The organism is Maricaulis maris MCS10 (assembly GCF_000014745.1).
GTDB classification, from domain to species: domain Bacteria; phylum Pseudomonadota; class Alphaproteobacteria; order Caulobacterales; family Maricaulaceae; genus Maricaulis; species Maricaulis maris_A.
The window spans coordinates 607,447-620,812 of sequence record NC_008347.1; the positions used below are offsets into that span (position 1 = coordinate 607,447).

The 13,366-nt window shown below is 65.2% G+C and carries 16 protein-coding genes; 4 read left to right on the forward strand and 12 right to left on the reverse strand.

The genetic code is table 11. From position 1 onward, the window contains the following. The first annotated feature begins 106 nt into the window (after positions 1–106). Both MMAR10_RS02685 and MMAR10_RS02690 read left to right on the forward strand, forming a co-directional pair. Positions 107–466: a DUF952 domain-containing protein gene (locus MMAR10_RS02685; RefSeq protein WP_011642457.1), complete on the forward strand. Its 360-nt coding sequence runs from the start codon at positions 107–109 to the stop codon at positions 464–466. Next, positions 463–1,494: a quinone-dependent dihydroorotate dehydrogenase gene (locus MMAR10_RS02690; RefSeq protein WP_011642458.1), complete on the forward strand. Its 1,032-nt coding sequence runs from the start codon at positions 463–465 to the stop codon at positions 1,492–1,494. Before MMAR10_RS02685 ends, MMAR10_RS02690 begins: the two co-directional genes overlap by 4 nt. Here the strand turns inward: MMAR10_RS02690 and MMAR10_RS02695 are convergent. From MMAR10_RS02695 to MMAR10_RS02745, 11 genes are all read right to left on the reverse strand, one after another. Beyond that, positions 1,446–2,813, reverse strand: a complete 1,368-nt coding sequence (locus tag MMAR10_RS02695) for an MATE family efflux transporter (RefSeq protein ID WP_011642459.1) — start codon at positions 2,811–2,813, stop codon at positions 1,446–1,448. The two genes, MMAR10_RS02690 and MMAR10_RS02695, sit on opposite strands and share 49 nt — an antisense overlap. 47 nt (positions 2,814–2,860) lie before the next feature. Further along, on the reverse strand, positions 2,861–3,202 hold the full coding sequence (locus MMAR10_RS02700; RefSeq protein ID WP_041636718.1) for a UrcA family protein: 342 nt from the start codon (positions 3,200–3,202) through the stop codon (positions 2,861–2,863). Between the two features lie 131 nt (positions 3,203–3,333). After that, entirely contained in the window at positions 3,334–3,711 is a 378-nt protein-coding gene (locus tag MMAR10_RS02705) for a thiol-disulfide oxidoreductase DCC family protein (protein ID WP_011642461.1), read from the reverse strand. A 102-nt stretch (positions 3,712–3,813) separates the two neighbouring features. Beyond that, positions 3,814–4,131, reverse strand: coding sequence for a UrcA family protein (locus MMAR10_RS02710; protein WP_011642462.1), 318 nt, complete (start codon positions 4,129–4,131; stop codon positions 3,814–3,816). 215 nt (positions 4,132–4,346) lie between these two features. After that, positions 4,347–4,772 carry a PaaI family thioesterase gene (locus tag MMAR10_RS02715; RefSeq protein WP_011642463.1) on the reverse strand — a complete coding sequence of 142 codons (426 nt, stop codon included), beginning with the start codon at positions 4,770–4,772 and terminating at the stop codon, positions 4,347–4,349. After that, a complete protein-coding gene (locus tag MMAR10_RS02720) occupies positions 4,769–5,257 on the reverse strand; it encodes a PaaI family thioesterase (RefSeq protein WP_011642464.1) in 489 nt (162 codons plus the stop codon). Before MMAR10_RS02720 ends, MMAR10_RS02715 begins: the two co-directional genes overlap by 4 nt. 61 nt (positions 5,258–5,318) lie before the next feature. After that, a complete protein-coding gene (locus MMAR10_RS02725) occupies positions 5,319–6,152 on the reverse strand; it encodes a response regulator (RefSeq protein ID WP_011642465.1) in 834 nt (277 codons plus the stop codon). Between the two features lie 74 nt (positions 6,153–6,226). Continuing rightward, positions 6,227–6,547: a DUF6460 domain-containing protein gene (locus MMAR10_RS02730; protein WP_011642466.1), complete on the reverse strand. Its 321-nt coding sequence runs from the start codon at positions 6,545–6,547 to the stop codon at positions 6,227–6,229. Between the two features lie 60 nt (positions 6,548–6,607). Then, entirely contained in the window at positions 6,608–7,438 is an 831-nt protein-coding gene (locus MMAR10_RS02735; protein ID WP_011642467.1) for a mechanosensitive ion channel family protein, read from the reverse strand. A gap of 75 nt (positions 7,439–7,513) precedes the next feature. After that, entirely contained in the window at positions 7,514–8,248 is a 735-nt protein-coding gene (locus MMAR10_RS02740; protein WP_011642468.1) for a hypothetical protein, read from the reverse strand. A gap of 77 nt (positions 8,249–8,325) precedes the next feature. After that, positions 8,326–9,273 carry a hypothetical protein gene (locus MMAR10_RS02745; RefSeq protein ID WP_011642469.1) on the reverse strand — a complete coding sequence of 316 codons (948 nt, stop codon included), beginning with the start codon at positions 9,271–9,273 and terminating at the stop codon, positions 8,326–8,328. A gap of 155 nt (positions 9,274–9,428) precedes the next feature. Here MMAR10_RS02745 and MMAR10_RS02750 point away from each other — a divergent pair, with 155 nt between their 5' ends. Next, positions 9,429–11,903, forward strand: coding sequence for a ligase-associated DNA damage response DEXH box helicase (locus tag MMAR10_RS02750; RefSeq protein ID WP_041636719.1), 2,475 nt, complete (start codon positions 9,429–9,431; stop codon positions 11,901–11,903). 232 nt (positions 11,904–12,135) lie between these two features. Then, positions 12,136–12,843: a ligase-associated DNA damage response endonuclease PdeM gene (pdeM, locus tag MMAR10_RS02755; protein WP_011642471.1), complete on the forward strand. Its 708-nt coding sequence runs from the start codon at positions 12,136–12,138 to the stop codon at positions 12,841–12,843. A 40-nt stretch (positions 12,844–12,883) separates the two neighbouring features. On the opposite strand, the gene MMAR10_RS02760 is transcribed toward pdeM, so the two are convergent. Continuing rightward, positions 12,884–13,351 (reverse strand): DUF3429 domain-containing protein, encoded by a 468-nt coding sequence (locus tag MMAR10_RS02760; RefSeq protein ID WP_011642472.1) that lies wholly within the window; start codon positions 13,349–13,351, stop codon positions 12,884–12,886. Positions 13,352–13,366 lie beyond the last annotated feature (15 nt).

Genomic DNA, 13,366 nt, shown 5'->3' on the forward strand with positions numbered 1-13,366 from the left:
TCTTTTTCGGGAATCATCGGCTGTTCAGTCATCTAAACAATCCCCAAAACTATCCCATGCGCGAGTCGCCCTTGCCCGAATCCGCGGTGGGGGTTAGGCCCTCCTCATGACGACAAAAACAGCCTTTCGCCTCGCCACGCCCGACCGCTGGTCGGAAGTGATGGCCGCAGGGTCTTTCGCCGGTGACCCGCATGATGTGGCTGACGGTTTCATCCACCTGTCCGCCGCCGACCAGGTAGAGGGCACGCTCGTCAAACACTATAATGATCATGAGCGCCTGTTGCTGGTCGAGATTGATCTGTCGGCCCTGGGCGAAACGGTGGTCTGGGAAAAATCGCGCGGTGGCGCATTATTCCCGCATGTCTATGGCGAGATACCGGTCAGCGCCGTCCGCGGCATGCGCCATGTCCGCCGCAATGAGGAGGGCGACTGGATCCTCCCCGCAGACCTGGAGAGCCGCTCATGATCCACGACCTGGCGACCCGGATGCTGCATGGCCTCGACCCGGAAACCGCGCACCGTGTCGGCATTCTCGGTCTGAAGGCCGGGCTGGGGCCACGCCAGTTCCGACCGGACCCCGCCATCCTGCGGACCCGACTCGTCGGCCTAGATCTGCCGAATCCGGTCGGCCTTGCGGCCGGTTTCGACAAGAATGCCGAGGCGCCGGATGCCCTCCTTGCAGCGGGTTTCGGCTTCGTCGAATGCGGCGCCGTGACCCCGCTTGCCCAGGATGGCAAGCCGCGACCGCGGATATTCCGGCTCGACGCGGACCGGGCGGTCATCAATCGCATGGGCTTTCCCAATCAGGGATTGGCGCTGTTTCATCAGCGACTGGTGCGTCGCTCGGCGCGGCTCGGCGTGGTCGGCGTCAATCTGGGCGCCAATCTCGAGAGTGAGGACCGGATCGCTGACTATGTCGCCTGTCTCGACGCGCTCAAGGACCTGGCCCAGTTCTTCACGGTCAATGTGTCTTCTCCGAACACGCCCGGCCTGCGCACGCTGCAATCATCAGGCGCGCTCGATGATCTGCTGGCCGCCGTTGCCGCGGTCGGTGCCAAGGCGCCGGTCTTCCTGAAGATTGCGCCGGATATCGAAGATGCCGAGGCCGATGTCATGGTCGCCGCGATCACGCGTCACAAGCTCGACGGCATCATCATTTCCAACACCACCATCACCCGCCCGGAAACCCTCGTCAGTGCGAATATGGGTGAGGGGGGCGGCCTGTCCGGTCCGCCAGTCTTTGCCCGCTCGACCGAACTCGTGCGCGCTTTCCGCAAGGCCGCGGGACCGGACATGGCAATCATCGGTGTCGGCGGCGTGTCCTGTGCCGAAACCGCCTATGCCAAGATCCGGGCCGGTGCCAATGCGATCCAGCTCTATACCGCGATGATTTATGAGGGGCCGGGCCTGATCCAGCGGATCAAGCGCGGACTGGTGGAACGGCTTCAGGTCGACGGGTTCGCATCGGTTGCCGACGCTGTCGGCGCCGAGTGAATGCGGCGCTCGAGGCCCGGATAGGCACCGAGCAGGGCTCCGGCCCGCGCCAGATAGAACACAATGAAGGCGGCCCAGACCCCGTGATTGCCGTAGAGCGGGGCCAGCACGGCATCGGCGGCCAGATAGATGGCCACGGCGACCAGTCCGGCATTGCGCAGCACCCGGCCGCTGGTTGTTCCGATGAAAACCCCATCCATCAGCCAGGCCGGAGCGCCCAGCAGCGGCACCGCGGCGCACCAGGGCAGGAAGGTGATGGCCGCTGCCCGTGCTTCGGGATCCTCGATAAGGGCGGTCAGGGCGGCATCGCCCAACCACCAGGTCGCGAGGGCGAACACCGCGCCGGACAGGATCATCGGTTCGGCGGTCAGCTGCACACAGCGGCGCAGATCACGCACCGAGCGGCGCCCGAAAGCGCGCCCGGCTTCGGTCTCGGCGATGAAGGCGAAGGCGTCGAGCACGAAGGCCCAAACCGAGATCACCTGCAGCAGGACGTGGTTTCCGGCCAGGGCGGCGGTGCCCTGGCGGGCGCCGGCATTGGCGAACCAGGTAAAGCCGATCACCAGCGTCCAGGTGCGGATCATCAGGTTCACATTGACCTGGAATAATTCGCGGATCGCCGCACCGTCGAGCAGGCGGGCCCGGTCGAGCACGCCGTGTGCCCAGCCTTTCTGGTGTTTCAGCGTGATCAGAAGGAAGCCGCCTCCGACCAGCAGGGCCAGCCATTCGGCGATTGCCGTCGCCGCGCCGACACCGCCGGGGCCGAAGCCCAGCCCCAGCACGAACCACAGATCGAGTCCGATATTGACCAGGCTGAAGGCGACGTAGATGGCCAGAGTTGCCGCATTGCGGCCCAGCCCGATCAGCCAGCCGGACAGGGCAAAGCCGGCAAGGGCTGCCGGCGCGCCCCAGGCGCGGGCGAGCAGATAGTCCGCCCCCTTGCTCTCGACGCGCAACTCGCCCTGCAGGATGGCGAAGCCGGCCAGGGCAATCAGGTCACGCAGCAGGAAGACCAGCAGGCCAAGGGCGGCGGCGATGGCCAGGGCTCGCAGCAGGATGCGCTGGGTCTCGGCCCGGTCACCGGCGCCGTCGGCCTGGGCTGTCAGCCCGGTTGTGCCCATGCGCAGGAAGTAGAAGCTCCAGTAGAAGACCGAGAACAGGGCGCTGCCGAGGGCAACCCCGCCCAGGTCTGCCTTGTCGCCGGACAGGCCGAGCACAAAGGTGTCGGCCACACCGGCGAGCGGGACGGCGGCATTGGCGAAGACGAGGGGCCAGGCGCGTTTGAGAACATCGAGCCGGGTCAGGGGCGAAGCAGACATGCCTCGCACCTAGCCCGGCCCGATGAGGCAGGCAATAGACGTCGCGGTCAGGGCTGTTCGGCGGGCGCCGTTTCAGCCGCAGCGAGGACCGTAGCGCGTCGGTCAGCGAGTTGGGACATGGCGCGTTCGGTGGTGTCGCGGATGCAGGACCGCATGGTCACCGGGCGCAACAGGTCCCCCAGCAGGGCTTCACGGCAGACATCGCGGGCAGCCTGTTCGATCCGGACACGCAGGGTGTCCAGTCCGGCCGGGTCAATAAGATCGGTAGGGTCGAAGGCGATCTCGATTTGCGATGCCGGTTTGGTCTGCGCCTGGCTGGGCGGGGCAAGGACGAGAAGGGCGGTGCCGAGCACCAGGATTGCGAGGGCGTTCAAGAGGAAACGATTCAAGGGGCTCTCCAGAGTTGGGCCATTATCATGCGTTTGTGCATGATCAGGTTCTTCAACTTGGGAAGGCTTGGAGTGGAATCCAGTGGTAAGTGAATGATGCTTTTTTCTAGCTACCATTCAAAAATGAATGGTCAGCGCCTGTCGGTCGCGCAAACTCCGTCCCGACAGTTTCGGCGAGGCCGATACGGGGCCAGCCACAGATAGATCCGGTTAAGCGGAATACGGATCGGAGCCGGCCGGGTCAGGGCTGCCAGCCAGCGCCAGTGTCGGCCGGGCATGCGTTCCCAGATGGCAATGAAGGCAAGCCATCCATCGACGATTGCTCCGTCGGGCAGGCGGACATGCAGGCTGGCCAGGGCCGAGTCCCGGTCGATGTCGTCCGGGATCTCGCCATTACAGTCATGCAGCTGGATGAGCGCAGGCGCGGCTTGGGCGTAGTGCGCCATTTCGTGGACGCAGATCGGGCAGAGCCCGTCGAAATAGGCCGTGACAGCATTGTCGTGGGTCATGGCCTTAAATTGATGTGCCTGCGGCCGCGGGACAATCGGTCATAGCGCCGCAGGTGGTCGTTCCAGCCCCTGAACGACCAGTGCAGGCAGCATGAGGGCCCTTCAGGGGGCCGTGATGACGACAGCGACGGAGCGGCTGTTGGCCTGGGCATACTGGCGGTCAAGCTGACCCATGGCATCGGCGAAGGCTTCATTGAAACAGGCCCGGCGAACACGCTGGGCATCGAGACCGCGCAGGCCATGGGGACGGCAGACCCGGTTGGTGGCCCGGCGGATGCGGGCTTCGATCGACTCCCAGCCAGCATCATTTTGCAATTCGCCGGTGCGGACGTGGACGACCTCGGTCGGCGCATCGGCATCGGTGGCGGGTGGGGTGAGTGTGAGGCTCGCGGCCAGCGCGGCGAGTACGGAAATGGACATGGGGCAGTCTCCTCTGGCGTGGCCGGTCACCCCTCTGTGACCCGTCACCACAAGCCAAAGACTGCCCGCCGCCGGCTCTCCGAGAGCTGACCGGCGATGTAAACCTTTGAGAGAAATCGGTCAGAAACTGTCGCGCTTGTAAGGCCGGGGTAAGTGCGAGTCAGGCTTGCGCGCCGAAAGGCGGTATTTGCGGGACGAAAGACCAGGCAGTGCCCTCACGCCGTTCCGGCATCGCCCTTGTCCGGGGTGATCAGGAAATGTCCGTGCAACGTTGCAACGGGGGCATCGATCCGGTTCTGCCAGGCCTCGACGCGGACATTCGCCACCCGCCGGCCCGACCGAGCGACGACGGCGCGGGCATAGACATCCTGGGCGCGTGCCGGCCGCAGATAGTCGATGGCGACATCGATCGGCTTGGGCAGTCTTTGCAGCGGCTGGCTGGCGAGCAGCGAGGCCGAGGCGACAATCTCGAGGAAGGCACCGACCGCGCCGCCGTGCAGCGCCGGGATCAGCGGATTGCCGACAAGATGGTCGGCGAAAGGCAGCACGCCGGTCAGCTCATTGCCCTTGCGTTCCAGACGGACTCCGAAGCGGGCGACATAGGGGGCCGACATCAAGGTGTCGATCAGGGCCTGGCTCATGACATGCGCCCTTCGGTATAGAGGCGCCTGGCCTTTTCCTGGGCGGCCTTTGAGGCCTTGGTGATCATGAAGGCGGCCTGGGCAATTGCGACCGGGTCATCAATGTCACCATCATGGGCGGTGGCGCGCACGAAGGCGACCAGCCCGTGCGATTTCAGACAACTGGCCTCGGCCGTCACGTCCAGGCCGGGCTTGGCCGGGCGCAGGCAATCGATCCGCAAGTCCAGCGTGGCCGGCGTGTCGTGGGCGCCAAAGCCTGCGAAGGCGGCCATGCCGCAGGCATGGTCGAGCAGCGCCGTCACGACACCGCCATGCAGTGTGCCTGCGTCCGGATCGCCGATCAGGCTCTCGTCATAGCGCGCGCCCATGACCGCGTGGCCAGGCGTCAGCGAAATCAGCGACAGGCCCAGCGCAACAGCGTGCGGCGAGCCGTCCACAATCAGCGGAGCAATGGAATCAAGGCGGGACTGGATGTCGTCGGTCATGGTGTTCCCGGTCAGGCTGTCCAGCCTTGATAGGGCAGGTAGGCCGCTGCAGGAAGCGCGGTCAGCGGCGACCCATTCGCTTGGCGACCACTTGTTCCAGTCCGGTGACGACCGGTTCGCGCAGCGAATGGCCCTCTTCTGCCATGCGCAGAAGTTGAGCCAGGGCGGCGCGGTGCATCTCGACCACTTCGGCTTCGGCGGCCGAGTATTCGGTCACCGCGGTGATGAAGCGTTGCAGCGATCGTCCCACCCGGATCGCCAGGCTGTCGCCTGTGAGCTGGGTTTCGTGGGCGAGGGCGACGGCGGCGGCCCGGGCCGCGGACATCGGTGTGGTCAGGCCATCGGCGACATCAGCCATGCGCTTGTGGGCCGGCCCTTCGGCCCGGCGTGCACGGCGGCGTCTGTCAGGCCCGTTGAAGCGTGAGGCGCTGATGAAGTCGCGGGGCTGATCGTCCAGTGACCGCAAGCGGTTCTGCAAGGTCACCGGCGCAATCGGCGTGATCAGGAATTCGGAGACACCGACATCGCGCGCATTCTCGATCTCGCGGCGCGAGCGGGGTTGCGAAATCAGGACGATGGGCGTGTCGCGAAACGGCGCGCCCTCGCTTTCCCGGATTGTCCGGACCAGTTTCAGTCGGTCTTCTTCCGCGCTGGTATCCGCGTGCCAGTCGGCGATGATGACACTGGGTGTCCGTTCAGCGATCTGAGTAAGCGCCGTGTCGCCACGACTGGCGACCGTCACTTGATTGGCACCGGCATCGCGCAACAGCCCGAGCAGCATGTTGCGCAGGAAACTGTTGGATTCGAGTAGCATCGGCGCATTGCCACAGCCGTCCAGTTCCCGGGATCGGATGCGGTTCGCCGTCATGGACAGGGTGTGTGCGCTCGCGGTCATGCGGCAGCTCTACCAAGCCTTCCTTGCCATCCGGCAAAGGAAGGTGGTTAACAAAGTCCGACCGGGTGTTGTGGTCAGCGGCGGCGCAGGGCGCCCAGAACGCGGAACACGATCCAGATCGGGATGACCAGGACTGCACCGAGCAGGAAGTACTCGATCGCCCAGCCAACCGAATGGGTCAGGAAGTCGATGAAACGACCCCAGGATTCGGCAATCGTGCCGAAAAAATCGACCCAGAGGCGTCGCGGATTGACGTGAAACGCCGCCAGGATGAAGCCGGCGATGACGCAGAGCACCACGACCCGGATGATGTCGGTCGAACCGACCCGGATCAGCCGCTGGACAAAAGTCCGGTCATCGGCCGGTTGCCCGCTTGTTGTGTCACGATCTGTCATGGCGTCAGCTTACCCCAAATTGCGGCGCAATCGGGGCCGAAGCCCCGATTGCCATCCGGCTCAGGCCTTGCGGGCGATATTGACCCGGTGCGGGTAGGGAATGGAGATGCCATTGGCATCGAAGGCTTCCTTGACGTTCTTCATCGCGTCGAAGTGAACGCCCCAATAGTCACCGGAATTGCACCAGGCGCGGGTCACGATATCCACCGAGGATTCGCCGTGCGCGGAGACTGCGGTGAAAATGGCCGGCTCGCTGTGAACCCGCTCGTCGGCGCCGATCGTGTCCTGGATCACCTGCATCGCCTTGCCGATATCGTCGCTGTAATCGATCGAGAAGGTCAGGTCGACGCGACGGGTCGGATTGGCGGAATAGTTGGTGATCGTGTCACCCCAGGATTTGGAATTGGGAATGATGATCTTCTTGTTGTCGCCGGTCGCCAGCACGGTGGTGAAGAGGGTGATCTCCTTGACCACGCCGGCCGTTCCGGCCACTTCCACGAACTCGCCAAGGCGGTAGGGGCGGAACAGGATCAGCATCACGCCTGCGGCCAGGTTGGACAGCGTGCCCTGCAGGGCCAGGCCGATCGCCAGCGAGGCGGCACCGAGTGTGGCGACAAAGCTGGTCGTGGGAATGCCGAAAGTGCCCATCATCGCGATCACGACCATCGCCATGATGCCGTAATAGGCCAGCGAGCCGAAGAAGCCGCCGAGCGTGTCGTCCATCGTTGCGCTCTTGTGCACGGCAGTGCGGATGGCCTTGCGCACAGAGCCGGCGATGAAGAGGCCGATGATGAGAATAATGGCGGCAAGCACGACATTCGTACTGGCGGCGATTCCCATCTCGACCATTGTGGCGAGCGTTTCAGGATTCATGAGGTCTTCGGGATTCATGGCGTTCCCCTTTCAGGCGTTTGGTTCTGAACCGCTCCCTAACCCCTTCTGCGTGTCAAGGGAAGGCGCTTTCGGTCAGTCTTCGTGCGCGACGGTATCATTGGGTTGGGCCGCCCGAACGATATCGATCTTCTGCCAGATCTTGGCCGACATGTTCGAGGTCAGGGATTCGATGTCATTGACGGCAGCAATCACTACCGGATCGCGGGAGCTTTGCGCGTACAGCGCGGCGACCTTGCCAGCCAGGCTGAGGGTTTCGGCGCAATAGTCCAGATACCGGCCCAGTTCGAACTCGGTCATCGACCGGACCGGCGAGGCGTTTGTACTCGGCCCCAATCGCAGCAGGGCGGTCGGGTCCTTGGTCAGCTGGTGCATGTCGATGACGTGCGCGATCGAACGCAATTCATGCAGGTCATCGAGGGCGAGCGATCGCTTGAGCCTTTCCTCGACCCGGGTCAGCGTGAAGATCGCGACAGCCGTCAGGATGACGATGTTGAGCCCCGCTTCGACACCCTCAAAAACGGTAAAGACATCGGCTGTGGCACTCGTCGCCTGGGCCCAGTTGAAGACGCGTTCGCCGACATAGATCAGGCCGAGCAATGCCAGGCCGACCGCGAGAAAAATACCGCTGCGCAAGAGCAGATAGGGCCGGGAGAGCCGCTGGCTGCGGCGACGGTCGCGCTTGGCCAGACCCGTCAGCTCGTCGATGACATTGTTCAGGCTGGCGGCTGGAAAGCGGTCACGGGCCCGCTGGGCCAGACGTTCCAGCGTGGCAACGATATGATCGGAACTGAGTTGACTGAACGGCACGCGCTTCCCCCACTGGCACCCGGCCCATACGGGCCAATGCCGGTTTTAACGCGCCCGGCGCGGGTCGTCACGCCCGCTCAGGATGCGGCCGCTATGGCGGCTGTGGACCCGGCAGCGACCGCGATGATGGCGGCCTGGGCTGCCAGGATGGCGGCAAGGTCGCGCGCCGCGGCGTGGGGCTCGGTCGAGCCGGTCTGCGCCTGGGTCAGGCGCATGGCCAGCCGCGCCGAAACCTGCCCGGACGGGCGCGGACGTAGCGCGCGCACGGCTTCGAAGCTGGAGACCAGCATGTCTGCGGTTTCGCGGCCGCGGCCGCGAGAGGCGAGCACGGCCAGGCCGGTCTTGCCGACACCGGAACGCAGAACAGGACGTCCGCGCACTGCCGTGTTCAGACTGGTCCAGGCTGCGGCGAGTTCGCCGCCATTGATCGGTCCGAGGCAGATTTCCTGGGCGGCGCGTTCAACATGGTGGCCGGGTATGCCGGCTGATCGCAGCGCCAAGCGGGACTGGTCCAGCTTGCGTCGGGCGTCTTCCGGGGTCTCACCGGTTGCCGCGAACGTGGCGGCCAGCACGTCCTCGCGGGCCGGCACCCGGTTCCACCAGGGCAGGGTTATCTCGTCGAGAATGTCGAAAAAATTGTCGACCTGCGAGGTATCGCCACCGGCGACCACCAGGGCCAGGGCGGCGCAGGATCCGCCATGGCTGAGCGTGCGGGACCCGCGTTCCTGGCGCCGGGTGTTGAGCGCGTTCCGAACGGTGAAGAAATTCCCGGCCGTTCGGTCGGACGCGGCCAGTGCGGCGGAAAAGACCAGGCGCATGGCCCGGCCGGGTGAGCGCCAGGTGCCAAGGCCTTCATTCATGCGGTCACGGATGTGCAGGCTGCGATCGACCAGCTGCTCCGGGGATTCCTCGCCGGAAATGCAGGCGAGGGCGGAAAAACGGCCATACAGTCGCTCACCCTTGCTGGCGCGTTCACTGAACGCGGCATCAAGCCGTTGAAACCGTTCAATGACGGCGTTGACCATGGCTCATTTTCCCTCGCTAATACCAAACTCGGCCATCAGCATGGCGAAATCGGGGCAGAACAGGCAGGGGGACGCTTTGGGTGGTCATCCCCCCTTGCGCAGGCATCCCCCCTACAAGGAATGTGCGCACTGATCCGGTGCGCCGGAAGCAAGACATGCCGAAACGCCAGGCTGCCGATCTGCTGCCGGAACGCTTTGCCGACTGGTTTGCCAGCCGGGGCTGGCGCGCCCGGTCGCATCAGCTGGACATGATCGCCGCGGCGCAGGCGGGCGAGGATGCGCTGCTGATCGCGCCGACCGGCGGCGGCAAGACGCTCGGCGGGTTTCTGCCCAGCCTGATTGACCTGGCAGACCGCATTGACGGCCAGGGACCGACCCGGCCACATGCCTTGCACACGCTCTATATCTCGCCACTCAAGGCGCTCTCGGTCGATGTCGCCCGCAATCTGATGATGCCGGTCGAGGAGCTTGGCCTGGATGTGCGCATCGAAACGCGGACCGGTGACACCTCGGCCTCCAAGCGGCAGCGCCAGCGGGCCAGCCCGCCGGACATCCTGCTGACCACGCCGGAGCAATTGGCGCTGTTTTGCGCCACGGCCAACGCCGAAGCTTTCTTTCGCGACCTGCAACGTATCATCATTGATGAAGTCCATGCGCTGGCGCCGCAAAAACGCGGCGATCTGCTGGCACTTGATCTGGCGACCATCCAGGCCTGGGCCTCGGGCGCGACCCGTGCCGGCCTGTCCGCGACTGTAGCCGATGAAGGCGGTCTGGCGCGCTGGCTTGTCACCCAGCCGGTCGGCGGCGACCGGTTCGCCCGTCTCGTCCGCGGATCGGCGGGCGCCCGGCCGCAGGTCGAGATACTCGATCCGACCGAGCGCATCCCCTGGGCCGGTCATTCGGGACTACATGCGCTGGGCGATGTCTATGCCCGCATCAAGGCGGCGAAGATGGCGCTGGTCTTCGTCAATACGCGCTCCCAGGCCGAGCTGACCTTCCAGGCGCTGTGGGCGCTCAATGACGCCAACCTGCCGATTGCCCTGCATCATGGCTCATTGTCGCCGGAAAAGCGCCGCAAGGTCGAAAAGGCGATGGCCGAAGGCCGGCTCAAGGCGGTCGTCTGCACCTCCACGCTCGATCTGGGTATCGATTGGGGCGATGTTGACCTGGTGGTGCAGATGGGAGCACCCAAAGGCTCGTCGCGCCTGATCCAGCGCCTGGGTCGCTCCAATCACCGTCTCGACACACCGTCCATGGCGCTGCTGGCGCCAACCAACCGGTTCGAGCACCTGGAATGCCAGGCGGCCCGTGAGGCGGTGGCCGAGAATGCACTTGATGGCGAACCGCTGGGTGCCGGCACACTGGATGTTCTGGCCCAGCACATCATGGGGCGCGGCTGCGGCGATGGCTTCCATGCGGACGCCCTGTTCGACGAAATCCGCAGCGCCACGCCCTATGCCCATCTCGATCGCGACACGTTTGACCGCCTGCTCGATTTCACCGCTACCGGTGGCTATGCGCTCAACACCTATGAGCGTTTCCGGCGGCTTGTCCGGCGCAAGGATGGTCTCTGGCAGGCGCGCACGCCGCAGATCGCCCAGCGCTACCGGATGAATGTCGGCACGATTGTCGAAGCCCCGATGCTGGACGTGGTGGTTTCGGCGCGCGGGCGCGGCGGGCACCGGCTGGGCCAGATCGAGGAATGGTTCGTCGAACAGCTCAGCCCCGGCGACACCTTCGTGTTCGCCGGACAGGTGCTGCGGTTTGTCGGCATTGAGGAGATGCAGGCGAGGGTCATGCGGGCGGCCGACGCGGACCCGAAAGTCCCCTCCTACCAGGGCGGGAAATTCCCGCTCTCGACCTATCTCGCCGAACGTGTGCGCGACCTGGTCCAGCATCCGGGTCAATGGGGTGAGCTGCCCGGACAGGTGCGTGACTGGCTGGGCCTGCAGGCGGAGCGCTCGCGCCTGCCCGACGCGCATGGCCTGCTGGTCGAGACCTTCCCGCGCGCGGGGCGGCACTATCTCGTCTGCTACCCGTTCGAGGGGCGGCTGGCGCACCAGACGCTCGGCATGTTGCTGACCCGGCGGCTCGAACGCATGGGCCTGCAGCCGATGGGCTTTGTCGCCAATGAATACGCGCTCTCGGTCTGGGGGCTGCGCGACCTGTCCGGTGTCGATTTCGACCGGCTGTTCGATGAGGACATGATGGGCGATGATCTCGACGCTTGGCTCGCCGAGAGCCAGCTGATGAAGCGAACCTTCCGCAATTGCGCCGTGATCGCCGGACTGATCGAGCGGCGTTTTCCCGGCATGGAAAAGTCCGGCCGCCAGGTCACGTTCTCGACCGACCTCATCTATGACGTGCTGCGCGAACATGAGCCGGACCATGTCCTGTTGCGCGCCGCCTGGCATGACGCCGCCTCCGGGCTGCTGGACATACGGCGCCTGGGCGAAGCCCTGTCCCGCGTGAAGGGCCGGATCAGTCATGTCGGGCTGGACCGCATTTCGCCGCTGGCCGTGCCGGTCATGCTGGAGATCGGAAAGGAAGCGGTTTATGGCGAGGGCCATGACAGCATCCTTGAAGACGCCGCCGAAGATCTCATCGCGGAGGCGATACGTGTTGGCTAGGACAGCTCATTCCACACCGTCATCCCACGGTGACCGCATTGCGGGCATCCGGGGGACCTCAGCGAGCCGGTTGACGTTGGAGCTGTGACCGCAGACGAGCTCAGACTGCGTTCCGGGTGGCCGGGGTCCCCCGGATCACTGCTCTGCAGCGACCGTGGGATGACGGTGATTATGATGAGGCGAGGGAGCCCGTACACGAGCGACATGTCCCTGCACGAGGAATAGGCAACGTATGCGTGACACAACTGAGACCGAAGCGCTGGCAACCTGCATCAACACCGTCCAGGCCATCGCCGATCCCGATGGTGTCCTCGTCCTGCCGGAGCACGGGACGTTGATCGTCTCGGACCTGCATTTCGAGAAAGGCTCGTCCTATGGCATGCGCGGCCAGATGCTGCCGCCCTATGACACCCGCACCACGCTGCGCCGTCTCGCCGCTGCCATCCGCCGCCACTCGCCGGACACCGTCATCGCGTTGGGTGACAGCTTTCACGACACACTCGCCGACCGGCGCATGAATGGCGCCGATGCCGAGCAATTGGCCGGTCTTGTCGCGGCCGTGTCGCGCTGGGTCTGGATCGAGGGCAATCATGATCCGGCCCCACCGCCGCAATTCGGCGGCGAGGTGCTGCACACGCTGGCACTGGGCGAACTCGTGCTGCGTCACGAGCCGACTGAAGGTGCGGCTGTCGGAGAGGTCGCCGGGCATCTGCACCCGTGCGCCAAGGTGCGCGGCAAGGGGCGTGCGGTGCGGGCGCGCTGCTTCGCCACCGACGGGGCCCGCCTGATCATGCCGGCTTTCGGCGCCTATACGGGCGGTCTCAACATTTGTGACCCGGCCTTTGAGCGCTGCTTCGGCCAGGTGCCCGACGCCCTGGTGATGGGGCGTTCCCGCGTCTATCCCGTCGGCGCCAGTTCCTGCGTGCCGGACCGGCGTTAGCGCGCATCTGAAGCCGTCGGCCGGGACGTCGGACGCCCGGTCAGACAGTCATCGGATAAAGCGCCAACATTGCCAGCGCGGCCGTGCAGGCCCCCAGGGTCAGGACGCTGCGCAGGCGGCCATACCAGGCTGGCAGAATGCCCCGCCGGGTCGATGCGATATCCCAGCGCCAGTGCATGAACAGGCTGGCAAACACCAGCGTGAAGGCGGTCAGCGGGGCGCCTGCCCAGTAGAGGAATGTCGCTGCGAGACCCGCAAGACTCGGGGTGATCGACAGGGTGAAGGTCAGGGCATTGCTGTCTTCGTCGGACAGGGCCCGTCCCCATCTGACGCCGCCCAGAAAGCCGAGGATGATGGCTGCATAAATGACGAACAGCCCGGCCTCGGCCGCCGCACTCCGGCCGGAGAAGGCCGCCTGGGCAGTCAGGGCGACCGGGAGCCAGAAGGGGATCCAGCCGGCGAGGCCAAGCAATAGCGGCGTTTTCGGAACGGGTTGGCTGTCGGTCATACGGCAGAGGTAGGC